Origin of the sequence: Pseudoxanthomonas sp. F11, assembly GCF_037046485.1 — a bacterium.
In the GTDB taxonomy this organism is placed as follows: Bacteria; Pseudomonadota; Gammaproteobacteria; order Xanthomonadales; family Xanthomonadaceae; genus Pseudoxanthomonas_A.
In genome coordinates this window covers 174471-197371 of record NZ_JBANLZ010000002.1, presented here as the reverse complement: position 1 = coordinate 197371, position 22901 = coordinate 174471, and the positions used below count along the sequence as shown (strand labels likewise).

Annotated in this window: 27 protein-coding genes; 12 read left to right on the top strand and 15 right to left on the bottom strand. The window is 68.3% G+C overall.

The window, feature by feature from the left end; all coding sequences use genetic code 11:
• The first annotated feature begins 268 nt into the window (after window positions 1-268).
• Window positions 269-901, top strand: coding sequence for an OmpW family outer membrane protein (locus tag V8246_RS06675; RefSeq protein WP_336188493.1), 633 nt, complete (start codon window positions 269-271; stop codon window positions 899-901).
• A gap of 70 nt (window positions 902-971) precedes the next feature.
• Here V8246_RS06675 and V8246_RS06670 read toward each other — a convergent pair whose 3' ends face one another.
• Both V8246_RS06670 and V8246_RS06665 read right to left on the bottom strand, forming a co-directional pair.
• The gene (locus tag V8246_RS06670; RefSeq protein WP_336188492.1) at window positions 972-1529 is read right to left on the bottom strand and encodes a DUF1453 domain-containing protein; all 558 of its coding nucleotides are present in this window, start codon (window positions 1527-1529) and stop codon (window positions 972-974) included.
• Between the two features lie 24 nt (window positions 1530-1553).
• The gene (locus V8246_RS06665; protein WP_336188491.1) at window positions 1554-2435 is read right to left on the bottom strand and encodes a DMT family transporter; all 882 of its coding nucleotides are present in this window, start codon (window positions 2433-2435) and stop codon (window positions 1554-1556) included.
• Between the two features lie 77 nt (window positions 2436-2512).
• On the opposite strand from V8246_RS06665, the gene V8246_RS06660 reads away from it, so the two are divergent.
• Together V8246_RS06660 and V8246_RS06655 are read left to right on the top strand one after the other, a co-directional pair.
• The gene (locus V8246_RS06660) at window positions 2513-2995 is read left to right on the top strand and encodes a YajQ family cyclic di-GMP-binding protein (RefSeq protein WP_336188490.1); all 483 of its coding nucleotides are present in this window, start codon (window positions 2513-2515) and stop codon (window positions 2993-2995) included.
• The gene (locus V8246_RS06655) at window positions 2988-3551 is read left to right on the top strand and encodes a DUF1415 domain-containing protein (protein ID WP_336188489.1); all 564 of its coding nucleotides are present in this window, start codon (window positions 2988-2990) and stop codon (window positions 3549-3551) included. The genes V8246_RS06660 and V8246_RS06655 overlap by 8 nt, the downstream gene beginning before the upstream one ends.
• A gap of 50 nt (window positions 3552-3601) precedes the next feature.
• Here the strand turns inward: V8246_RS06655 and V8246_RS06650 are convergent, their stop codons facing one another.
• The 6 genes from V8246_RS06650 to V8246_RS06625 form a co-directional block, all read right to left on the bottom strand.
• Window positions 3602-4024, bottom strand: coding sequence for a transposase (locus V8246_RS06650; RefSeq protein ID WP_336188488.1), 423 nt, complete (start codon window positions 4022-4024; stop codon window positions 3602-3604).
• A 183-nt stretch (window positions 4025-4207) separates the two neighbouring features.
• Window positions 4208-4894 (bottom strand): HAD family phosphatase, encoded by a 687-nt coding sequence (locus tag V8246_RS06645; RefSeq protein WP_336188487.1) that lies wholly within the window; start codon window positions 4892-4894, stop codon window positions 4208-4210.
• Window positions 4891-5598, bottom strand: coding sequence for a pseudouridine synthase (locus tag V8246_RS06640; protein ID WP_336188486.1), 708 nt, complete (start codon window positions 5596-5598; stop codon window positions 4891-4893). The genes V8246_RS06645 and V8246_RS06640 overlap by 4 nt, the downstream gene beginning before the upstream one ends.
• A 4-nt stretch (window positions 5599-5602) precedes the next feature.
• Window positions 5603-6616, bottom strand: coding sequence for a class I SAM-dependent methyltransferase (locus V8246_RS06635; RefSeq protein WP_336189056.1), 1014 nt, complete (start codon window positions 6614-6616; stop codon window positions 5603-5605).
• A gap of 208 nt (window positions 6617-6824) precedes the next feature.
• Entirely contained in the window at window positions 6825-9326 is a 2502-nt protein-coding gene (locus tag V8246_RS06630) for an FtsX-like permease family protein (RefSeq protein WP_336188485.1), read from the bottom strand.
• Entirely contained in the window at window positions 9323-10042 is a 720-nt protein-coding gene (locus V8246_RS06625) for an ABC transporter ATP-binding protein (protein ID WP_336189055.1), read from the bottom strand. Before V8246_RS06625 ends, V8246_RS06630 begins: the two co-directional genes overlap by 4 nt.
• An 88-nt stretch (window positions 10043-10130) precedes the next feature.
• Here V8246_RS06625 and V8246_RS06620 point away from each other — a divergent pair, with 88 nt between their 5' ends.
• Together V8246_RS06620 and V8246_RS06615 are read left to right on the top strand one after the other, a co-directional pair.
• Entirely contained in the window at window positions 10131-10775 is a 645-nt protein-coding gene (locus V8246_RS06620) for an arylesterase (RefSeq protein ID WP_336188484.1), read from the top strand.
• 135 nt (window positions 10776-10910) lie between these two features.
• Complete coding sequence (locus V8246_RS06615; RefSeq protein WP_162108305.1) at window positions 10911-11123, top strand: hypothetical protein; 213 nt, start codon at window positions 10911-10913, stop codon at window positions 11121-11123.
• Window positions 11124-11128: 5 nt separating this feature from the next.
• On the opposite strand, the gene V8246_RS06610 is transcribed toward V8246_RS06615, so the two are convergent.
• The 5 genes from V8246_RS06610 to V8246_RS06590 form a co-directional block, all read right to left on the bottom strand.
• Window positions 11129-11785, bottom strand: coding sequence for a DsbA family oxidoreductase (locus V8246_RS06610; protein WP_336188483.1), 657 nt, complete (start codon window positions 11783-11785; stop codon window positions 11129-11131).
• A gap of 22 nt (window positions 11786-11807) precedes the next feature.
• Window positions 11808-12299 (bottom strand): YfbM family protein, encoded by a 492-nt coding sequence (locus V8246_RS06605; protein ID WP_336188482.1) that lies wholly within the window; start codon window positions 12297-12299, stop codon window positions 11808-11810.
• Window positions 12300-12353: 54 nt separating this feature from the next.
• Entirely contained in the window at window positions 12354-13625 is a 1272-nt protein-coding gene (locus V8246_RS06600; RefSeq protein WP_336188481.1) for an amidohydrolase family protein, read from the bottom strand.
• A 208-nt stretch (window positions 13626-13833) separates the two neighbouring features.
• On the bottom strand, window positions 13834-14868 hold the full coding sequence (locus V8246_RS06595; RefSeq protein ID WP_336188480.1) for an aldo/keto reductase: 1035 nt from the start codon (window positions 14866-14868) through the stop codon (window positions 13834-13836).
• Window positions 14869-14968: 100 nt separating this feature from the next.
• Window positions 14969-15703, bottom strand: a complete 735-nt coding sequence (locus tag V8246_RS06590) for an SDR family oxidoreductase (RefSeq protein WP_336188479.1) — start codon at window positions 15701-15703, stop codon at window positions 14969-14971.
• A gap of 199 nt (window positions 15704-15902) precedes the next feature.
• Between V8246_RS06590 and V8246_RS06585 the strand changes: the two genes are divergently transcribed.
• The 6 genes from V8246_RS06585 to V8246_RS06560 all read left to right on the top strand — a co-directional run bounded on the left by V8246_RS06585 (window position 15903) and on the right by V8246_RS06560 (window position 19670).
• Complete coding sequence (locus V8246_RS06585) at window positions 15903-16811, top strand: AraC family transcriptional regulator (RefSeq protein ID WP_336188478.1); 909 nt, start codon at window positions 15903-15905, stop codon at window positions 16809-16811.
• A 107-nt stretch (window positions 16812-16918) separates the two neighbouring features.
• The gene (locus tag V8246_RS06580; RefSeq protein ID WP_336188477.1) at window positions 16919-17491 is read left to right on the top strand and encodes a DUF3016 domain-containing protein; all 573 of its coding nucleotides are present in this window, start codon (window positions 16919-16921) and stop codon (window positions 17489-17491) included.
• A gap of 91 nt (window positions 17492-17582) precedes the next feature.
• Entirely contained in the window at window positions 17583-18050 is a 468-nt protein-coding gene (gene msrB, locus V8246_RS06575) for a peptide-methionine (R)-S-oxide reductase MsrB (RefSeq protein WP_162108312.1), read from the top strand.
• 165 nt (window positions 18051-18215) lie between these two features.
• Window positions 18216-18989 (top strand): HipA family kinase, encoded by a 774-nt coding sequence (locus V8246_RS06570; RefSeq protein ID WP_336188476.1) that lies wholly within the window; start codon window positions 18216-18218, stop codon window positions 18987-18989.
• Window positions 18976-19383 carry a DUF3037 domain-containing protein gene (locus V8246_RS06565; RefSeq protein ID WP_336188475.1) on the top strand — a complete coding sequence of 136 codons (408 nt, stop codon included), beginning with the start codon at window positions 18976-18978 and terminating at the stop codon, window positions 19381-19383. The genes V8246_RS06570 and V8246_RS06565 overlap by 14 nt, the downstream gene beginning before the upstream one ends.
• A complete protein-coding gene (locus V8246_RS06560) occupies window positions 19380-19670 on the top strand; it encodes a DUF4031 domain-containing protein (RefSeq protein WP_336188474.1) in 291 nt (96 codons plus the stop codon). The genes V8246_RS06565 and V8246_RS06560 overlap by 4 nt, the downstream gene beginning before the upstream one ends.
• A gap of 9 nt (window positions 19671-19679) precedes the next feature.
• Here the strand turns inward: V8246_RS06560 and V8246_RS06555 are convergent, their stop codons facing one another.
• Together V8246_RS06555 and V8246_RS06550 are read right to left on the bottom strand one after the other, a co-directional pair.
• Window positions 19680-21479 (bottom strand): M56 family metallopeptidase, encoded by a 1800-nt coding sequence (locus tag V8246_RS06555; RefSeq protein ID WP_336188473.1) that lies wholly within the window; start codon window positions 21477-21479, stop codon window positions 19680-19682.
• A gap of 1 nt (window position 21480) precedes the next feature.
• The gene (locus V8246_RS06550) at window positions 21481-21876 is read right to left on the bottom strand and encodes a BlaI/MecI/CopY family transcriptional regulator (RefSeq protein WP_336188472.1); all 396 of its coding nucleotides are present in this window, start codon (window positions 21874-21876) and stop codon (window positions 21481-21483) included.
• A gap of 163 nt (window positions 21877-22039) precedes the next feature.
• Between V8246_RS06550 and motA the strand changes: the two genes are divergently transcribed.
• The gene (gene motA, locus V8246_RS06545; RefSeq protein ID WP_336188471.1) at window positions 22040-22894 is read left to right on the top strand and encodes a flagellar motor stator protein MotA; all 855 of its coding nucleotides are present in this window, start codon (window positions 22040-22042) and stop codon (window positions 22892-22894) included.
• Window positions 22895-22901 lie beyond the last annotated feature (7 nt).

The window sequence follows — 22901 nt, the reverse complement described above, 5'->3', positions numbered from 1 at the left end:
CGCGTCATGCCGTACGTCGCTCCGTCGGTGCGCCGGATATCGCTCGGATCACTGAACGGCGATGCCGCCTGCGCTCAGCGACATGCACACGCCGTGAAATGGAGGTGCAGAAGGAGGGAATTCCCGCTGCGTTTGCGATCGGTTCACGTCGCGCAGCAGGCGATATTCATGCAGGGGTGGTTACGGTGCGCTCGCCCTGACGGCGACGGCGCATCACGCATCGCACCGCACGGAGGGGACATAAGAAAACAAAACAGGAGATTCCTGCATGACATCCATTCGTACCCTCACGATTGCCCTGGCTTCCCTCATTGCCATGCCTGCCCTGGCGCAGGATGCAACAACCGACACGACATCCGATGCCGCCAGCAAGCGCTTCGCCGTGGTCGGCGGCGCCGCCATCCTCAAGCCCGATCGCGATCCCGCGCCCGGCCTGAAGGTCGACGGCGACGTCGCGCCGGTGATCAGCGCCAGCTGGTATGCGACCCCGAACATCGCCGTCGAGCTGTGGGGCGCCGCCGACAAGTTCAACCACCGTGTGCGCGCCGATGGCGCCGGCAAGATCGGCACCGTGGACCAGCAGCCCATCGCGCTGAGCGGCCAGTACCACTTCGGCACCGCTGATCAGGTGATGCGCCCGTTCGTGGGCCTGGGCTACTACGAGTCCAACTTCAGCAACGAGACCATCGGCGGCGACGGTGCGCACGTCGGCCTGGAGACCGCCAAGGGCGCCATCGCCACCGCGGGTGTGGACTTCAACATCAATCAGACCTGGTTTGCGCGTGCGGATGCCCGCTACATGAAGGGCGATGCCGGCGTGCGCGTGGCCGGCCAGGGCACCGGCGAAGAACTGACGATCGACCCGTGGGTCGTGGGTGTGGGTATCGGCGCACGCTTCTGATCCATCGCACCATCGCGTCGATACGGCGGCGGGCTTCCGGGCCCGCCGCCTTTTCTTCAGGGCGGATGGATCAGCGCATGCCGTGACCGCGCAGGCGCTGCAGGCGCGCGACACGCCACTTCACGCCCCAAGCGTAGACCAGGTAGTACCCGAGCAGCAGGCCGGCCACCGCCAGCAGGCTGCCATGCCCGCTCAGCAGCGCATGGGTCGCCGGCAGGCCACCGCTCTGCCAGTACTGCGCCATCTGCACGAACCCCAGCACGATGCGCCCGGCCACGATGGCGACCAGCAACAGGGCCAGCCAGGCGTTGGGCTGGTAGAAGACGCCCTGCGGTGCGACCTCCCAGCGCGTGAGCCACACGCCCAGCAGGCCGAGCAGACTGCCTGCACCCAACCCCACCCCCGCGCCTGTCAGGCTGTCCGGCCACCAGAACAGGCCGAGCGCACTGACCGCCACGAAGATCGCCACCGACACCAGCAGGCTCCATGCATTGAGCGCCAGCAGCCAGCTGCGGGCCATGCGGCGCGCCCGCCCGTAGCGGTAGCGCTGCCACAGCGAGAGCGGCAACAGCACCACCCACAGTGCGAGCAGCAGGAATACGAACAGCAGGACGAGGACGATGGGCATGCGCGCATCATGCCGCATCGCGCGTCAAGGATGTTCGGCCTCCACGTGGACCTTCTCGCGCCGCAACAGATAGAGTCCGCTGGCCACGATGATGCCCGCGCCGATCCAGGTCACGCCATCCGGCAGCACCGACCACAAGGCCACGTCCAGCAGCACGCCCCATACCAGCGCGGTGTACTCCAGCGGTGCAATCAGCGAGGCCTCGCCACGACGGAAGGCCTCGGTCAGCGCCACCTGCGCCAGCGAACCGGAGATGCCGACGCCGGCGATGATCCAGCCGTGCGCGGGCTGCAGCGGCCTCCATGCAGGCAACGCCAGCAGCCACGCACCCAGCGACAGCAGCACGACGAACCAGAACACCATCGCCTGCGTACTGTCGCGCTGCGCCAGCATGCGCACGGTGACCGCACCCAGCGCATAGCAGACCGCCGCGATGAGGATCGCCAGCCCGCCGCCGGTCAGCATGCCTTCGCCGGTCGGGCGCAGGATCACGAACACGCCGACCAGGCCGATGACGATCGCGATCCAGCGGCCCGCCCCCACCCGCTCCTTGAGCAATGGGCCCGCCATCGCCGTGACCAGCAGCGGCGCGACGAAGGTAATCGCGTAGGCCGTCGACAAGGGCATCGTGCGCAAGCCGTACACGAACCCGGCCATCATCGCGATACCCAGCGCGCCGCGCAGCAGGTGCAACGGCCAGTGCACGCGCAGCAACGAGCGGGCCGGCACCGTGGCCAACACCCAGATCGCGACCAGCGGCAGCGAGGACAGCCCGCGCAATGCCGCGACCTGCAGCGGCGGGTACTGCGACGAAAGCAGCTTCAATCCCGCGTCCATCAACGCGAACAACAGCACGGCGGCCAGCATGAGCAGGACGGCGGAGGCGAGCGAGGGGCGTGAAGGCATGCGCCATTATCGCCGGCCAGCGCTCAGCCGCGAGGGCGGCACGGTAGAATGGCGTCGAACCGGACAGGAATTCCCCCATGCCCTCCTTCGACGTCGTTTCCGAAGTCAACATCCACGAACTGACCAACGCCGTGGACCAGGCCAATCGCGAACTCTCCACCCGCTTCGACTTCAAGGGCGTGGAAGCGAAATTCGTGCTGGAAGACAAGCTGATCACCCAGTCGGCGCCCAGCGATTTCCAGCTCAAGCAGATGACCGACATCCTGCGCGCCCGCCTGATCGCCCGCCAGATCGACGCCCGCTGCCTGGAGTTCGGCGACGTGGAAACCAACCTGGCCGGCGCCCGTCAGAAGATCACGGTCAAGCAGGGCATCGAGCAGAAGCTGGCCAAGAAGATCGTCGCCACCATCAAGGACGCCAAGCTGAAGGTGGAAGCGCAGATCAACGGCGACAAGCTGCGCGTGACCGGCAAGAAGCGCGACGACCTGCAGGACGTCATCGCACTGCTGAAGAAGACGGACTTCGAATTGCCCCTGCAGTTCGACAACTTCCGTGACTGATTCGCCTGCCGCCGCCAACGGCGTGCCCGATCCCATCGCCGCCACCCGCCGCTGGGTGGAGCGGGCAGTGATCGGGCTGAACCTGTGCCCATTCGCCAAAGCGGTGTACGTGAAGCAGCAGGTGCGCTTCGTGTTGAGCGACGCCAGCACGCCGGAAGCCCTGCTGGAGGAACTGGCCGAGGAACTGGTACTGCTGCGCGATGCCGATCCCGAGCAGGTCGACACCACGCTGATCGTGCATCCGGACGTGCTGACCGACTTCCTGGACTACAACGATTTCCTCGACAACGCCGACGCCGCCGTCGAGGCGCTGGACCTGCAGGGCGTCATCCAGGTCGCCAGCTTCCACCCCGACTACCAGTTCGCCGGCACCATGCCCGACGACATCAGCAACTACACCAACCGTTCGCCCTACCCCACCCTGCACCTGCTGCGCGAAGCCAGCATCGACCGCGCCGTGGAAGCCTTCCCCGATGCCGACGTCATCGTCGAACGCAACGTGAAGACGCTGGATGCGCTGGGGCATGCGGGCTGGGCGAAGCTGTTTGCGGACTGACGACGCTTTGTGCTTTCTGTAGGAGCGACGCCAGTCGCGACCGGACGCCATCAACGCTCAGGACGGTCTGCAAGGCACCCGTTCCCAAGCCACACGGCATCCCAGTACGGATACTTTCCAATCTCATCGACCAGTCCTGCGCGCAGAGGATTTGCGATCACATAGCGCGCCGCGGCCCTGAGATCATCGCTGGACCGCATCGCACGATCATGGAAGCCGGGAGCCCAGACACCGTCATGCTGCCGCCCGACCCGGAAAGATCGGGAGGTATTGGCTTTCAACCGCTGGACACAAACAGGAAGTGTCTCCATCGCTCCCAGTTCGATCAGTCCATGCCAATGGTCCGGCATCAGCACCCAGGCCATCAGGCGCGAGCGATACCACAGTCGCTTGTCCGTGATCGCGCGCGCCATGTCGTGAGCCATGGCCGGATCCGAGAACAACGGTCGTCGATCACGGGTGACGAAGGTCACCAGGTAGACGTGCCCGGCAATCGACCTGCGCCCACGACGGAGACCGGCATGACCCTGCGCAGGACGATGGTGTGCGGATTGATCCATGCCTGCGAGCATGGTTTCCTACATCGCCGGAGCGACATCGGGAGATGGCGAGAAAACGGGTCGGATTTTGCCGTGCGGTCGCGACTGACGTCGCTCCTACATCAGCTCACCGGCCAACCGCCGCTCCAGCAGCCGACGCGCATCGTCCAGCGACGGCAGGATGGTATGGCCGAGCGCACGCACGACATCGTCCGGCTCCAGCAGATCCGGGATCTGAATGGGATGCATGCCGGCGGCCAGCGCGGCACGCACGCCGGTGGGGGAATCCTCCAGTACCAGGCACTGCGCCGGGTCGACGCCCAGCGACGCCGCGGCCAGCAGGTAGATGTCCGGCGCGGGCTTGGGATGCTCGACGTCGCTGCTGGTGCAGATCGCATCGAACCGGGGCAGCAGGCCCGCGGCCTCCAGCTTCCTCAGCGCCAGCGGACGGCGCGTCGATGTCGCCACCGCGCGTGGAATCCCGCGCGCCTGCAGGAATTCCAGCATCTCGATGATGCCGGGACGATGCGGCACGCCTGCCGCGACGACCGCGTCGTACAGCGCATGCGAACGCTGCAGCACCTGCACGCGTTCCAGCTCGCCCACCGCCTCGTCCAGCAGGTGGCGGCAGACGGCTTCGCTGTGGCCCACCATCGACAGCCACAGCATCTCGGGCAGGTCGTGTCCTCGTTCGCGAGCGGCCTCCGCCAGGCACGCGATGATGGCGCGTTCGCTGTCCAGCATCAGCCCGTCCATGTCGAAGACCACCGCCATGGGCGTGAACGGCAATGCCGCCCGACTCATGCCTCGGCTCCAAACAGCTGACGGAGATCCCCCTGATCGAGAAGGCGCCACTGCCCCGGCGCAAGGTCGCCCAGCGTCAGCCCGCCGATGCGGCTGCGATGCAACGCCTGGACATGGTTGCCGACCGCGGCGAACATGCGGCGCACTTGATGGTAGCGACCCTCGGTGAGCGTCAGCTGCGCATGGCGCGCATCGATGACGTGCAGGCGTGCCGGCGCGAGCGGCGTCTGCTCCGACTCCAGCATCAGCGTGCCGCTGGCGAAGATCGCGGCTTCGTCACCGCGCAGGTCCTGCGCCAACGTGACGTCGTAGACCTTGGGCAGGTTGGCCTTGGGCGAGATGATCCGGTGCAGTAACCCGCCATCGTCGGTCAGCAGCAGCAGGCCACTGGTCTCGCGATCCAGCCGGCCCACGGTGGACAGCACCGGCGAACGCTCACGAAAGCGCGACGGGAACAGGTCGTAGACGATGCGGCCCGTGTCTTTGGTCGAGCACGTGTAGCCCACGGGTTTGTGCAGCAGGATCGCCACGCCCGGCGCGGGATCCAGCGGCTCGCCATCCACGCGGATGTTGTCATGGTCGACCGGATCGTCGGCATACAGCACCTCGCCCGCGGCGTCGGTAATCCGCCCCTCGCGGAACATCCACTGTACGTCCTTGCGGCTGCCATAGCCGAGGTTGGCGATGTGCTTGACGATCTTCATGGGCTCAACGCCTCGCCTTCACCGCGGCGATGACCTTGAAGCCATCGCGTTCGCCGGCGACGCGCACCTCGCCGAACTGGTCGTTCAAGGTCTGCTCGTACGGCAGGTGGCGGTTGGCGACCAGCCACAACCGGCCACCCGGCTTCAGCGCGGCGGCCGCGGCGGTGATGAAGCGCTGCCCGATGTCCGGGCGGTCCGCACGGCTCTGCGTGTGGAACGGGGGATTGCTGACGATGAAGTCGTAGCGGTCCGGCAGCCCCCCTGTCACGTCGTGCCAGCGGAAGTCGAGGCGCGCCGAACCCGCGGCGCTGCACAGGTTCTCCTTCGCCAACGCCAGCGCGCGCGCCTCGGCCTCGTAAAGGTCCAGCGCGGTGATGCCGGGATTGCGCGCCAGCAGGGACAGCGACAGGAATCCCCATCCTGCGCCCAGATCGGCGCCGTGCCCGGTGATGTCCGTCGGCAGGCATTCGACCAGCAGCGCGGACGCCGGATCGATCCGGTTCCAGGCGAAGACGCCGGGACGGCTGAGGTAGCGGCCGTTCTCGATCCGGCGCGGCGCATCCAGTGCCGACCATTGCGCCAGCAAGGCGCCGTCAGCCCTCTGCCCGAGGGGGGGCGTCCAGAAGGTACGACAATGGAACTTGGTCAGCGTACCCGCCAGGCCGGCGAGCAGCTTCAGGTCCGCTTCGCCCGACTTCGCGCCCTCGTTGTTGGTCATCGCGGCGACCACCACGCCCCCCGGCGCGGCCAGTTGTACGGCGCGCGCCAGCAGTGCGCGCGCTTCTTCGCGCTGGCGCGGCGGCAACACCAGCACCAGGGCGTAGCGCGTCTCTTCGGCTGCCGCATCGGCGACGACGCGCAGCCCGGCGCGCTCCAGCAGTTCGGCGTCGGGCCGGAAACTCTGTTCGCATACCAGCTGCGATAACGGGAACTGGCGCAGCGCGGCGCCATCGCGCGCGCGCAGGAACAGCACCGGCCCGGATGGCCAGGAAAGCAGGCCCTGCGCGAACGGCAGCATCAAGGCATCGAGAGCGGGATCGGAGAATTTGGAGGCCACGACGCGGCGTACAGGAGATGTTGTCGCCGCATTCTAAGGCACTCGATCACCCGCATCCTCCAGAACCGGACGAGACGGGAGGATCGTGGAAATCTCCGGATGCATCGGTGCGACCGTCGGATTGCGTCGGCGTGACGGCGACATCGCACCCGACGATCGCCGGCATGCTTCAGCCCTGCAGTTCGCGCAGCGTCACCGACGGCGGCGCATCCAGCACCTTGCGGGTGGCGAACAGCCCCGCACCCAGTGCCGCCAGCATGCCCAGCCCGCCACCGATGGCGGCCAGCGGCCAGTTCGCCTTCCACGGCAGGTCGAACACCTGCGTGGCGACCACACCGGACAAGATCGAGGCCGCGATGGCGGCGACCAACCCCGCCAGCAGGCCGATGGCGGCGAACTCCGAGGCCTGCGCAAGCCGCAATTGGCGACGGCTGCCGCCCAGCACGCGCATCACGCCGCCTTCGAGCAGGCGCTCGTCCTGGCTGGCACTCACCGCGGCCATCAGCACCAGCAGGCCCGCCGCCAGCGAGAACCAGAACACCACCTGCACCACCTGCGACACCTGTTCGGCCGTGCTGCGCACCTGGTTCAGCACGGCCTCCACATCGACCACCGACAGGTTGGGGAACTGGTTGACCAGTTCGCGGGTGAAGGCGGCGTCGCCCGACGGTACGCTGACGGCGGTGATATAGCTGGCGGAATACCCGTCGAGCGCACCCGGTGAAGCGATGACGAAGAAATTGGGACGGAAGCTCTCCCAGTCCACGCTGCGCAGGCTGGTGATGCGGCCCTCGAAACGCTGTCCGGCGATGTCGAAGGCGACGCGGTCGCCCAGTTGCCAGCCCAGGTCTTCGGCAAAGCCTTCTTCCACCGACAGCTCCGGCGACGACGGCATGCGATCGGTCCAGAACTCGCCCGCGGTCACCTTGTTGTCGTCGCGCAGGGTCGCGGCCATCGACAGGTTGAACTCGCGGTCCGCGCGACGCTGCGCACGCGCGTCGGCCCCTTCATAGTCGGCGCCGCTGGCGGGCTTGCCGTTGAGCTCGACCAGACGGCCCCGGATCATCGGGTAGAGGTCGACCGCCGACAACCCGCGCGCCTGCATGAAGGCCTTCACCGGGTCCACCTGGTCCGGCTGCACGTTGATGATGAAGCGGTTCGGCGCATTGGCCGACAGCGCCAGCTGCCAGCGGTCCAGCAGGTCGGTGCGCACGAAGGTCAACAGCAGCAATGCCATCAGGCCCAGGCCCAATGCGGATACCTGCGCGATGGAGGTGCCGGCACGGCGACTGACGTTCGCCAGTCCATAGCGCAGACTCCCGCGCAGGCGCGACCGTATGCGGTGCACCAGCAGGATCAGCAGCCACGCCAGCAGGGCCAGCACCGTGAGCGTGCCGACGATGCCGACCAGCATCGCGGTGCCGAGCGCGGGCGAACCCGCCTTCCACCACAGCAATGCGCCCAGGCCGACCAAGCCGGTCAGCGCGACCAGCCACGCGCTGGGTTCGGTGCGGTCCAGGTCGCGGCGCAGCACGCGCAGGGCGGGCACGCGACGCAGCGCCAGCACCGGCGGCGCACCGAAGGCGAGCAGCACGATCATGCCCACGCCATAGCCCTGCAGTGCCGGCATGAGGCCCGCCGGGGGAATGTCGATCTGAAGCGACTGCTGCAGCCAGCGGCCGATGCCCCACTGCAGGCCGAACGCGATGAGCACGCCGACCGTGCAGGCCGCCAGTCCCAGCAGCACCAGTTCGCCGACATGGATGCCCACCAGCGTGCGCTGCTGCGCGCCCAGGCACCGCATCACCGCCGTGCCGGAGAGGTGACGCTCGCTGTGACGCCGCGCGGCCATCGCCACCGCGACCGCCGCCAGCACGACGGACACCAGCGCCGCCAGGCCGAGGAAGCGGCTGGCGCGATCCAGCGCGGAGCGCACCTCCGGCCGCGCATCCTGGATGGTCTCCATGCGCTGGCCACGCGCGAGCTGCGGCTTGACGGCCGCGGTGAAGCGTTCGACCGCGGCCGCATCGCCCGCAACGACCAGCCGATAGCGCAGGCGGCTGCCTTCCTGCACGAGGCCGGTGGACGGCAAGTCCGCGAGGTTGAGGAAGACCTTCGGCGCGACATTGAAGTAGTCGAGGGCCGCATCCGGTTCCTGCGTGACGAGTGCGGCCAGCTTCAGCTCACGCGTGCCAATCCCGATCGTGTCGCCGGGCTTCGCGCCCAGCGTTTCTGCGCCCGCCTGGCTGATCCACAGCGTGCCCGGCGCGGGGATGCCACGGGCATCTCGCTCGGCCGCACCTGCGCGATCGACGATGCGGAAGCTGCCGCGCAACGGAAATCCTTCGCCCAGCGCGCGCAGGTCGCCCAGCGACAGCGACTCGCCGGCGCGGATCATGCTCTGCAGCTCCTGCGTTTCGGTCACGCGCAGGCCTGGTGCCGCGGCCAGCGCACGCAGCGCCTCGGTGGGCGGCGCATCGCCGCGCACCACCACGTCGCCGCCCAGCAGGCGGTTCGCCTCGATGGCCAGCGCGCGCTCGGCGCGATCGGTGACGAAGCCCACCGAGGTCACCGCCACCACCGCCAGCACCAGCGCGGCGAACAGGATGCGGATGTCGCCCGCAGCCAGGTCGCGCCTCAGCTGGCGCCAGGCCAGTGCCAGCGTCCTCATGCGGCCGCACCTTGCAGGCGTCCGGCATCCAGCCGGAGCAGGCGCTGGCAGCGCGCGGCCAGGTGGTCGTCGTGCGTGACCAGCACCAGCGTGGTGCCGGCATCGGCGTTCAGCGCGAACAGCAGCTCGATGATCGCCTGCCCGGTGTGGGTGTCGAGATTGCCGGTGGGCTCGTCCGCGAACAGCAGCGACGGCCGGGTGACGAACGCACGCGCCAATGCCACGCGCTGCTGTTCGCCACCGGACAGCTGGCGCGGGTAATGCGCCAGGCGCTCGCCCAGGCCCACCTTCTGCAGGATCTGCCGCGCCGGCCCTTCCACGTCGGCATCGCCCCGCAATTCCAGCGGCAGCATGACGTTCTCCAGCGCCGTCAGCGAGGGCAGCAGCTGGAAGCTCTGGAACACGAAGCCGACCTTCTCGCCGCGCACGCGTGCCCGGCCGTCCTCGTCCATGGCGGAGATGCGCTCGCCATCGAGCGTCACCGAGCCGGTGCTGGGCACATCCAGTCCGGCCAGCAGGGACAGCAGCGTGCTCTTGCCCGACCCCGATGCCCCGACGATCGCCACGGTATCGCCGGGGCCGATGCGGAAGCCCACATCCTCGAGTATCGTCAGTTCGCCACCGGGCAGCGTCACACGCTTGCCCAGGCCCTGCACGTCGAGGACGGCGCGGGCGGAGGCGTGGGCTTCAGTCTGCAGTCTGCTGGCGTCGGCCATGATCGTCTCGTCGGTCATTTCGTGGATCATCGGGAGCACGGTTCGCATGTTTCGTTATTCAGGCAGGTATGGGGCCGGACGCGCGCGCATGCAATGGGCGTCGGGCCTGGTCCTGCTTCTGTTCGTCGCATTATTCGCACGTCCCGTCGTGGCGCAGACCGCGCAGGCCGCACCCGCGAAGGCCGCACGCACGCTTCTGGTGATGGGCGACTCGCTGTCCGCCGCCTATGGCCTGTCGCCGGCACAGGGCTGGGTGGCCCTGACCGCTGACCGGATCGGCAAGACCCGGCCGGGATGGCGGGTGGTCAACGCCAGCATCAGCGGCGAGACGACCGCCGGCGGCGCGGCGCGCATCGCGGCGGAACTGCAACGCCACAAGCCCGCCGTCGTGGTCATCGCGCTGGGGGCGAACGATGGGTTGCGCGGCCTGCCGCTGGCGCAGACGCGCGCCAATCTGGAAAAGATGATCAAGGCCGCGCAGGCACGCAAGGCGAAGGTGCTGCTGGTGGGCATGCGCATGCCGCCCAACTACGGACCGGACTACACGCGCGGGTTCGAGCAGAACTACAGCGTACTGGCGAAGCAGTACGGCACCGCCCTGCTGCCGTTCCTGCTGGAACCCATCGCGCTGGACCGCAACGCCTACCAGGCCGACAACCTGCACCCGGTCGCGAGCGCGCAACCCAAGCTGCGCGACCATGTCTGGAAGGCCCTTGAGCCCCTGCTGCGCTGAGGCAGGGCCTCACACCTACAGCCGCGTAGGACTTTTCCTACGCGGATCCGGGACTTCCGCCGAATGTGATAACTGGCACATTCGCGCACAGTCTGCACGCCGGTTCCCTGCCCGGCGTGTCGACCGGAGTCCGTCATGCCCCGCCTGCTGTTCACCATCGCCGCCAACGACAAGGGCTGGCAACTCTACGAAGGCCAGTACGGCCGCAACTGGTTCGACAACCTGGGCGATGCGCGCGAAAGCGCCAAGCTGCTCGCCGCCACCCTGCACCAGCACCATGGCATCCCGACCGCCGTGGTGGTGGAAATGCCCAGCAACGAGTCCGTCCTGCTGGCCCGTCACGGCTGATCCTCTTACGCCGCAATCCCCGACAGCTGACGCAGTGCCTGTTCGAACACGTCCGCAGGCTGGCCGCCCTGTATCAGGTGGCGGTCGTTGAAGATCACTGCCGGCACCGCGCGGATGCCCTGCTGCTGGTAGAAGCGTTCGCGCTCGCGGACCTCCGCTGCGAAACGGCCCGTATCCAGGACCTGGCGGGCCTCGGCCGCATCCAGTCCTGTCGCTTCGACGATCGCGACCAGCGTATCGAGGTCGGATACGTTGCGTCCTTCACCGTGATACGCCTGCAGCAGCGCGCGCTTGAGCGCGAGCTGCGGTGCGGCGCCCTGCTCGCCCGCCCAGTGCAGCAGGCGGTGCGCGTCGAAGGTGTTGTAGATACGGTCGCGCTTCTGCAGGTCGAACCGGAACCCCAGCGCCGCGCCGCGCTGGCGCAGCGCTTCGCCGTTCTGGACGAGCTGTTCCGCGTCCAGCCCGTACTTGCGTCCCAGATGGTCGGCGATGGATTCGCCCGCCGGGCCCATGTCCGGGTTGAGTTCGAACGGCTGGAAGCGCACCTCCACCCGCAGACCGCCGCCGACCGCGGCAATGGCACGCTCGAGCGACGCCAGGCCGATCGCGCACCATGGGCAGGCGACGTCGGAGACGAAATCGATCTTCACGGGTTCACTCACAAGCAGCACTCCAGCACTCGTATCAGCAGAACCACAGGATGGCGCCATCGCCGCGCGCAGCGGCGTTGCGGTAGAAGTCGACCAGGCCGCGGTAGTTGTCCACGATGTAGTCCAACGCATCGTCACCATCGCGGACACACATCTCGTGCAGATAGATGTTGGCCTGCGCCAGGCTCGTCGGATCGAAGCGGCGCCTGAAAGCCTCCTCGTCAATGAGGGCGGAAGAGACCTTCGATACCTGTTCGGGAGACAGAACGCGTGCAGGTCCGTTGCCAGTATCCTCTCCCACCTCTTCGTCGCCCACCACAGCCCATCCGAGCGGCGGCTCGGCGTCCTCGGCCTGGCCGGTCAGCATGAAATGGATGCAGTGCCACGATTTATCCAGATCGATGCAGTTCGGCGGCTCGCTTTCGCCATCGTCCGGGTAGAGGTAGCCCTCCACGAGGTCGGGATCCTCCTTGAGGCGATCGATCGTCGCCCGACCGATGCCTGCCAAGCACGCCACTATGCCCATGAGCGATATCCTTGTGTCCGAATGATGGAATAGCGACGCAAGACTGACAGGGCGTCAGTCGCGCTTGTACACACGACCCTGCTTCATCACGAAGCCGACGTTCTCCAGCACGGCCACGTCCTGCAGCGGGTCGCCGTCCACGGCGATGAGGTCGGCGTAGTAGCCGGGCTTCAGCACGCCGACCTCCTTGTCGATACCGAACAGCCGCGCATTGACCAGCGTGGCCGAGCGGATCGCCTGCAGCGGGGTCATGCCGAACTGCACCATGCGCGAGAACTGGCGCGCATTGAGGCCATGCGGATACACACCGCCATCGGTGCCGAAGCCCATGATGGCGCCGGCCTGGTGCGCTTTACGGAAGTTCTCGCGCTGGGTGGCGCCCACGCGGCGTTCCTTTTCCAGCGACTCGGGCAGGAACCCGGCCTTCTCGCCTTCGCCGAGGATGTACTCGGTGTTGTAGATGTCCATCACCAGCACGGTGCCGTTCTTCTTCGCCAGCGCGATGCCCTCGTCGTCGATGAAGCTGGCGTGCTCGATGGAGTCCACGCCGGCGAGCAATGCATTGCGGATGCCAGTGGCGCCGTGCGCGTGCGAGGCGACCTTGCGGCCCAGCGCGTGCGCTTCGTCGACCAGCGCCTTCAGTTCCTCCAGCGAGTACTGCGGCGCACCGACCTCGGTGCCCTTGGACAGCACGCCGCCGGTGGAACAGGTCTTGATGAAATCGGCGCCGAACTTCACGTCCTGCCGCACCTTCTGCCGCACGGCCCAGGGACCGTCGGCCACACCGTCGCCCACCGCCTTGTATTCGGCCGGCAGCAGGTTGTTGTCGCTGCAGTGCCCGCCGGTGATGCCGATGGCCACGCCGCCGGCGAGGATGCGCGGACCCTCGACCTCGCCATTGGCGATGGCATCGCGCAAGGCGACGTCGGCGTAGCCGGGCGAGCCGGGCACCCGAACCGTCGTGAACCCGGCCAGCAGGGTGGTGCGCGCGTTCTTGGCGCCCTTGATGGCCGCCGCCGGCAGCGAGATGGCCAGGCGCCGGTAGCCCTGCAGATCGGCGTCGCCATGCAGGTGCACGTGGGCATCCATCAGCCCGGGCAGCACGGTTTTCCCAGACAGGTCGTGCACCGTCGCGCCGGCCGGCACCGACGTGCTCGCGGCCGGACCGATGGCGGTGATGCGCGTGTCCTCGATCACGATGGCCTGGTCGGTCAGCATGCGCCCGGATTCGACATCGAGCAGGCGGCCGGCCTTCACGTAGGTCGTCGCGGCGAACGCGGGCATGCAGGCGATGGACAGGACGGCGGCAAGGACACACAGGCGCATGGAGTATCCGGAAGTCGAATGAAGAGAAGGCGAATGTAGCAGGCCCACCCTGTAGGAGCGACGTAAGTCGCGACCGCGCACCTGGTCGCCCACAGAAAGCCGATGGTTTCTCATCAGGGCGCGCTGCTGCGCGTTCTTGTTTCTGCACGGGGTATTGGCGCGGTCGCGACTTACGTCGCTCCTACAAGGGGGGCACCGTGCGGTGCACTCAGACGGGCGTGGGATTGCGGTAGGCGAAGCCGGCCTGGTGCCAGTACGGGTACGGCTTGGGGCGCTGGCTGGCCTTGTCCAGTTTCGCGACCTGCTCCGGGGTGAGGTTCCAGCCGACCGCGCCGAGGTTCTGCTTCAGCTGCTCTTCGTTGCGTGCGCCGATCACCACGGTGCTCACGGTCGGGCGCTGCAGCAGCCAGTTCAGCGCGACCTGCGGGATCGACCTGCCGGTTTCCTGCGCGACCTCGTCCAGTGCGTCGACCACGTCGTACAGGTACTCCAGGTCGACCTGCGGGCCGGCATCGTTCGCGGTCTGCGACTGCAGGCGGCTGTTCTCGGGCAGCGGTTGGCCGCGGCGGATCTTGCCGGTCAGGCGACCCCAGCCCAGCGGGCTCCACACCACCGCGCCCACGCCCTGGTCGGCGGCCAGCGGCATCAGCTCCCATTCGTAGTCGCGGCCGACCAGCGAGTAGTACGCCTGGTGCGCCACGTAGCGCGTCCAGCCGTGGCGGTCGGCGGCGGCCAGCGATTTCATCAGGTGCCAGCCCGAGAAGTTGGACACGCCGAGGTAACGGATCTTGCCGGCCTTCACCAGCGTGTCGAGCGTGGACAGCACTTCCTCCACCGGCGGGCGGGCGTCGAAGCCATGCAGCTGGAACAGGTCGATGTAGTCGGTGCCAAGCCGCTTGAGCGCTGCATCGACGGCGTTGATGAGGTGGTGGCGGGAAGAGCCGACCTGGTTCTCGCCGTCGCCGAAGCGGAAGGTGGCCTTGGTGGAAATGATCAGCGCATCGCGCGGCCTGCCCTTGATCGCTTCACCGAGGATCTCTTCGGCAGCGCCCTTGGAGTAGACGTCGGCGCTGTCGAACATGGTCAGGCCGGCGTCGAGGCAGATGTCGACCAGGCGGCGCGCTTCGGCCACGTCGGTGCTGCCCCAGGCACTGAACAGCGCACCCTGGCCCCCGAAGGTACCGGTGCCGAAGGAGAGGACGGGCACGCGGAAGCCGGACGCGCCGAGGTAACGGTATTCCATGGGGAGAGTTCCAGAAGCGGGGGAGTGCGCCATTGCACTCCCCCGTTCCGCGGGCGGCAACCCCTGGGCGTGGAATACTTTGTTGCCTGCCGACGAAATGTCAGTTCGGGCTGGCGGCCGGCCGCACGATGACCTCGCTGACGTCCACATCGTCGGGCTGTTCGACCGCATAGGCGATCGCGCGCGCCACGGCCTCGGCGGGAATCGCGACCTGGCGGAAATCCTCCAGCCACGCCTTGATGCCGGCATCGGTGGTGGTTTCGGCCAGTTCGCTGGTGGTCACGCCGGGCGACACCACGGTGACGCGCAGCCTGTCGTGCTCCTGGCGCAGGCCTTCGGACAGCGCGATCACCGCGTGCTTGGTGGCGCAGTACACCGACGCGCTGGGCCACACCCGATGGCCCGCGGTGGAGGCCACGTTGATGACCTGCCCCCTGCCCTGTTCCTGCATGATTGGCAGAGCCGCCGCGATGCCGTGCAGCACGCCGCGGAGGTTGACGTCGATCATCCGGTTCCATTCGTCGATCTTCAGCGCGGCCAGCGGCGACAGCGGCATGACGCCGGCATTGTTGACGATCACGTCGAGCCGGCCGTATTCGGCCTGGGCGAACGCCACGAACGCCTGCACGTCTTCAAGGCGGGTGACGTCGAGCGCATGGCAGCGCGCGCTGCCGCCGGCAGCGGTGATCTCGGCGACCAGCCGCTCCAGCCGGTCGGTGCGTCGCGCGCCGAGGACGACGTGGGCACCGCGGCGGGCGAGTTCGCGCGCGGCCGCTTCGCCGATGCCGCTGCTGGCACCGGTGATGGCAATGACTTTTCCTTGGATTCCGGACATGGGACACCTCGTGGGGGGAAGCCCGGCGCGGGCTGCGTCGGGAAGGGGCGCAGTCTGGGCGCCGATGGCGCTTGCCCGATATCGGATTCCTCCACGATCCTTGCCCGATCCTGCCCAGGCGCCTTCCGCGCCATGCCATCCACCTCGGCGCTGCGTAGACTCGTTTCCCTCCCCCGCGTTCGCACCACAGGGACAATCCATGCCCGACAACACGCCCGCCCATGAAGCCTGCCTGCGCGAACTGGCCGGCCTGATTGAACGATCCACCGGCGAAGACGGCCTGCACGCCACCACGATTCCCGCGCTGCATTTCTCCCGGCTGAGCGCCCCCATGCCGTTGCCGACACGCGGCGTGCAGGAAGCCGCCCTGTGCCTGATCGTGCAGGGCGCCAAGCGCGCGATCCTGGCCGACGAGGTCTACGACTACGACGCCAGCCGCTTCGTCGTCGCGTCGGTCGACCTGCCGGTGACCGCCCAGGTCACCCAAGCGGCCCCCGACGCACCCTACCTGTGCCTGGTGCTGAAGCTTTCCCCGTCCACCATCGCCGAACTCGTCACCGAGGCAGAGTCGGCAAGGGCCCCCCTGCCACCGCCGTCGCGCGGCCTGTGCCTGGCCCCCAGCAGCGTGGAACTGCTGGAGGCGGCGATCCGCCTGGTGAAGCTGCTCGATGCGCCGCAGGACATCCCGTTGCTGGCGCCGCTGGTGGAGCGCGAGATCCTGTACCGCGTGCTGTGCAGCCCGCAGGGCGCGATGTTGCGCCACATCGGCATCGCAGACAGCCAGGGCCAGCGCGTGGCCAAGGCGATCCATTGGCTGCGCCAGCATTACGCGCAGCCACTGCGGATCGACCACATCGCCCGCGAGGTGCACATGAGCCCGTCGGCCCTGCACCATCATTTCAAGGCGGTCACCGCGATGAGCCCGCTGCAGTACCAGAAGCAGCTGCGCCTGCAGGAAGCGCGTCGCCTGATGCTCAGCGAGGTGATGGACGCCGCCAGCGCCGGCCATCGCGTGGGCTATGAAAGCCCCTCCCAGTTCAGCCGTGAGTACAGCCGCATGTTCGGCGCGCCGCCAGTCCGCGACGTCGAACGGCTGCGCGGCCTCTAAGGTCCGTCAGCGCCCGCTGAACGCGCCGTAAGCCCCGGCCCCCGCCGCGTTGCCGGGCTTCGGCGCGCGGGCGCACAATCGATGCGTCACATTTCCGAGGACCGGCCATGAAAGCCCCCGCCCTGCTGCTCACCGCCTTCATCGCGCTGGCCGCCGCGCTGCCCGGCCAGGCGAGGCCGAAGAACGTCACCGACCCGGACATTCCACGCAGTCTGCCCACCGACGGTGGCGCGGTCAGCGTCCAGTGGACCGACCCGGCACAGTTCAGCGAGATCAAGTTCAGCGGCAACCGCTGGGAATCCGCGCAGGGCAACTGGGTCGTGGAGCTGGCCCGCTACCTGCGGGACGAGGCCGGGCAGCGCCTGGCACGCGGCCAGACGATGGAGGTCACCATCACCGACATCGACCGTGCGGGCCGGTACGAGCCCGCGGTGCGCCCGGACATGCAGGACATCCGCATCGTCAAGGACATCTACCCGCCGCGGATGACGCTCAGCTTCGTCGTGAAGGGGCCTGATGGGCAGGTACTGGCCGAAGGCGAGCGCAAGCTGGTGGACCATGGCTTTCTGATGGGCAGCAACATCAACAGCAACGACAGCCTGCGCCATGAGAAGCGCATGATCGACGATTGGTTGCGCAAGGAACTCAAGGGCAATGCCGCGCTGACGGGCACGCCCTGATACGCCGCCCGCCGGCACCGGCACCGGCACAGGTTGTGACGAGCAACAGTCGGCACCATATCGTGGGCACCCTTTCCCGCGGAGCGTGTCCATGACGGCCTTCGACCTCACCCCGCCCACCGATGCGCAGCGCACGGCGCTGATCGCCGGCCTGAGCGAAGACGAGCGCCGCGTGCTGCTGCAGCACGGCACCGAAGCGCCGTTCTGCGGCGTGTTCCTGGACAACAAGCAGGACGGCGTCTACACCTGCCGCCTGTGCGGCCTGCCGCTGTTCCGGTCCAGCGCCAAGTTCGACTCCGGCACCGGCTGGCCGAGCTTCTTCCAGCCGGTGGACGAGGCGCACATCGGCCGCATCCGCGACACGAGCTACGGCATGGTCCGCACCGAGATCGTGTGCGCGCGCTGCCACAGCCACCTGGGCCATGTGTTCCCGGACGGGCCGCCCCCGACCGGCGAACGCCACTGCCTGAACTCGGTATCGCTGGCCTTCACGCCGAACGGTGAACCGCTGCCCGATCCGCTGCAGCGCGGCGGCGCGGAGTCGCGCGCGGCGGGGTGACGGCCACCGCCTGTCATGAACCGGGCACATGTGTCGCCCGACACGCACGTCCGCCTGCCGCTCGAAGGGCGCCGCCTCGAGCGTCAGGTCTACTGCTGTTGAGGCGCATGGGCGTGACGCGTTCGAGCAGAGCCACCCGCGCCGGCGCGCTATCCTAGCGACCTGATGACGCTTCCCCTCCGCACCGCCACCCGCTACGTCACCCCGCTGCGCGAAGGCGGCTCCATGCCCGCCGTCGTGGAAGCCGACGACGAAGGCCTCTACGTACTCAAGTTCCGCGGCGCCGGCCAGGGCCCGAAGGCACTGGTGGCCGAAGTGATCGCCGGTGGACTGGCGAAGGCGTTGGCGTTGCCGATGCCGGACCTGGCACTGATGGAACTGGATGCCGATCTCGCGCGCACCGAAGGCGATCCGGAGATCCAGGACCTGATCAAGGCCAGCGCCGGGCTCAACCTGGCGATGGACTACCTGCCGGGCGCGGTCAACTTCGACCCCGTTGCCGAACAGCCCGACGCGGAGCTGGCGTCGCGCATCGTCTGGTTCGACGCCTTCATCAGCAACGTCGACCGCACCGCGCGCAACACCAACCTGCTGATGTGGCACCGCCGGCTGTACCTGATCGACCACGGCGCCGCGCTGTACTTCCATCATGGCTGGGACGGCGATACCTCCGGCGCCGGCAAGCCGTTCCCCCTGATCCGCGACCACGTCCTGCTGCGGTGGGCCTCTCGGCTGGCGGAGATCGACGGCAGCATGGCGGCCATGCTGACCGAAGCCATGATCGCCGGCATCGTCGCCGACGTACCCGATGCGTGGCTGCAGGGCCCCGATGGGTTCGGCGATCCGGCGACGCAGCGCGCCGCGTACGTCCGATACCTGGTCCGCCGTGTGGCGCAGCGCGATGCGTTCGTGCAGGAGGCGATCCGTGCGCGCGCATGACACCTACGACTACGCCGTGATCCGCGTCGTCCCGCGCGTGGAACGCGAGGAGTTCGTCAACGTCGGCATCATCCTGTCGTGCGAGCGTGCGAAGTTCCTGGAGGCGCGCATCGAGCTGGACGAAGCGCGACTGCTCGCACTCGATCCCACGCTGGACCTGGAATCGCTGCGTCGGCACCTGGATACCATCCCGGCGATCTGCCGCGGCGGCGAAGCGGCCGCACCGATCGGCCTGCTGCCGCCGCGTGCGCGCTTCCACTGGCTCACGGCCAAGCGCAGCTCCATCATCCAGACCTCGCCGGTGCACATGGGCCGCTGCGGCGACCTGGCGGCCACGCTGGAGCACCTGATGGACCGCATGGTGCGGCCGCCGAAGGCCACCGCCCCGCGATGAGCGTCTACGTGGACGACGCGGTCACGCTGTGGCGTGGCCGGCGCTGGGCCCACCTGATGGCCGACACGCTGGACGAACTGCACGCGATGGCGGAACGGCTGGGCATGCCGCGGCGCGCCTTCCAGGACAAACGCAGCGGCGCGCATTACGACCTGACCGAGGAACTGCGCGAGCAGGCGTTGCGGCTCGGCGCGATCGCGATCTCGCGCCATCGCGACCGCGACCAGGTCCGCGCGGTCATCCGCCTCGCCCGCTCGCAGTGGAGCGGGCTGCGCACGGACGACTGAACCTCTCCGTCAGAGGCGCTGCGCCTTGCCGCTGCGGATGGCGTCATGCAGCAGGCGCGCGACCTCGCGCTGCATGCTCTCGCTCGCGGCTTCCTGCCGGCGCGCCAGTGCTTCCTGTTGCCGTGCGAGCGGTTCCTGCTGACGGGCCAGCGCCTCCTGTTGACGGGCGAGCGCGTCCTGCTCCTCCGCCAGCGCCTTCATTCGGCGATCGGTCTCGGCCTGGCGCGCCTCGCGACCCTGCAGCCCGGCTGCTGCCTGTTCGGCCGCGATGGCGGCCATCCTCGCACCGAGTTCTCCCTGCTTCGCACCCAGGCCACCCTGGCGCGCGCCCAACGCACCTTGTTGCTCGCCCAGACGGCCCTGCTGCTCGCCCAGTGCGGCGACCGGCGCATGCGCTTCCTTCACCCGCTGCAGCGTGGCCGGATCGCGCACGAGGTACTGCTTGCCGTCCTCACGCAGCCACAGCACCGGTTCATCGCCTCGCTGCGCCGCCTTCGCGGTGCGGATGTCGTCGCTGCTGCCGGCCATGCTCACATGGTCGCCGTCGATCAGCACATAGGCATCACCGCCGCGTGTGCCGCCCAGGTTCAGGACTCCGGTGACCTTGTCGCCGAACATCGGCGGGGCCGGGGGCGGCGGGGGCGGCGGGGGCGCAGCCTTCGGCGGGGCGGGAGGTGCCGGCGGCGCCGGCATGTCGCGCACATCGGCGACCCGGATGGGGCGGGGTGCCGCGTGCGTGGCGGGCATGGCGGCGGTCTTCGGCTGAGGTGCGACCGGTGCGGCCACGGCGGACGCCGCCACCGGCGTGCTGCTGGCGATCACGCGGTACGGCACCACGCCCAGCAGCACGACACCCAGGATCAGGGCCATCGCGCTGCTGCGCAGCGGGGAAACGGTGTGCTGCAACATGAGCAGTCTCCTCTTCAGGATGCGGAACGTGGGGGAAGCGCCGGCGAGTGCCGGCGAAGGTGCGGTGGCGACGCCCAGCTTCACCAGCAGGCGTCCGTAGTCGTGGGGAGCGTGCTGTTCGTCCTGCAACACGGCGGCATCGCAGGCGACTTCGCGGGCGAAGGCGTACTCGCGCACGGCCAGGTGCGCGACCGGATGGAAGAAGAACAGGTGCTGCGCGAGCGCCGGCATCCACGCCCACCAGAGGTCATGGCGTTGCAGGTGCGCCAGTTCGTGGTGCAGCGCCATGCGCAGGTCGTCGTCGCTCATCGTGGCGAGGCCGGAGGCCGGCAGCATCAGCACCGGACGCCAGGGCCGGGCCAGCATCGGCGAGTCGATGTCGTCGCTGAGCCGCAGTGCGGGCGCCGCGACGACGCCGAGCCGCTGCGCCAGCGTGCGGTAAAGCGCCTGCACGCGGCGGTCGCGACACGGACGTGCGCGCCGGACCTGTCCACGCAGGCGCCAGGCGTGGCGCAGCGTGTTCGTCAGCATCACCGCAACGCCGGCCAACCAGGCCGCCATCAGCAGAACGCCGGTATCGGTCCGCGATGCCTGCATCGCCGGCACCGACGCGACGGTCGTCGAGGGTGGAACGTACGTCGCTGTCTCGGCGGCCACGGCCAGCACCACCGGCGGGGCGACCGGCTCCGCCGGCAGCAAGGGCAGCGCGACCGGCGCATGCCATAACAGGCCCACCACCATCTGCGTGGCGACCAGCCACCACAACCAGGCCCGGGTGCGCGCATCCAGTCGCGGCAGGTAGCGACACAGCGCCCATACCAGGGCGGCGAGCCACAACGACTGCAGCCCGACGGCGAGCAGTCGCGACAGGAGGCCATCGGCCAGTGCGACGAGATCCATGTCAGCCCTCCTTCCGCTTGGACTGCAGGTTGGCGACCAGGGCCTCGAGTTCGGCCAGTTCGTCATCGCTCACTTCCGAGCGCTGCGACATCCATGCGACGAAGGGAGACAGCGATCCCTGCAGGGTCTTCTCGACGAAGCTGCCCACTGCCGTGCGCATGACATCGTCCGACTGGGCCACCGGCGCGTAGCGGTACACGCCGTCAACGGGCCGACGACGCAGGTAGGCCTTGGCCCGCAGCCGCTCCATCATCGTCAGCACGGTGGAGCGGGCCAGACCGCGCGGTTGGCCGAAGGTAGCGGCCACCTCGCCTACGCTGGCCTCGCCGTGTTCGGACAGGTGCTGCAGCAGCGCCAGTTCTTGGTCGCCGATGGACTTGCGGGCCTTGCCGGGCATGGGATCGCCTTGTGGCTACAGTTGTCGTCAACATGCCCGTGACGACAACTGTAGTCAACCCTGCCGAAGGTCACTGCGGGGCGGGCACCGACGAACGGTCGCCCCTCAAGAAACCGGTGGCCGCGCCGATCCTAAGGAAACCCCTCCCTGCGCCCGTGTCGCCATGCTCATCATCGTCGGCTTCATCATCGTCACCCTGAGCGTGATCGGCGGCTACCTGGGCTCGCACGGCAAGCTCGGCGCCCTGTGGCAGCCGTTCGAACTGGTCATCATCGGCGGCGCCGCGCTGGGCGCGTTCATGGCCAGCAATCCGACCAAGGTGGTCAAGGGCACGCTGACCGCCACGCTGTCGGTGTTCAAGGGCGCCAAATACAAGTCCTCGGACTACCTGGACGTGCTGACGCTGATCCACGAGATGCTCAACAAGGCGCGCCGCGACGGCTTCATGTCGCTGGAAGAGCACATCGAGAACCCGACCAACAGCCCGCTGTTCCAGAAGTACCCCAAGATCCTCGGCGACCATCATCTGCTCGACTTCCTGACCGAGTGCCTGCGCCTGATGGTGGGCAGCAACATCGAACCGCACGAACTGGAACCGCTGCTAGAGCTGGAACTGGAGAAGCACCATCATGAAGCGATGGCGCCGGCGCATGCGCTGCAGAAGATGTCCGACGGCCTGCCCGGTTTCGGCATCGTGGCCGCGGTACTGGGCATCATCGTGACGATGGGCTCGATCGGCGGCGACATCGCCGCGGTCGGCGCGCACGTTGCCGCCGCGCTGGTCGGCACCTTCCTCGGCATCCTGCTGGCCTACGGCTTCGTCTCGCCGCTGGCGGCCGCGATCGAGGCGCAGGTGGAACAGGACAGCCGCATGTACGAATCGGTGAAGACCGCGCTGCTGGCCTGCCTGCGCGGCTACAACCCGGCGGTGGCGCTGGAATTCGCGCGCAAGACGCTGCCCTCGGACGTGCGTCCGCCGTTCGCCGAGTTCGAAGCGCACCTGAAGGCCAACAAGTAGGCCGCGG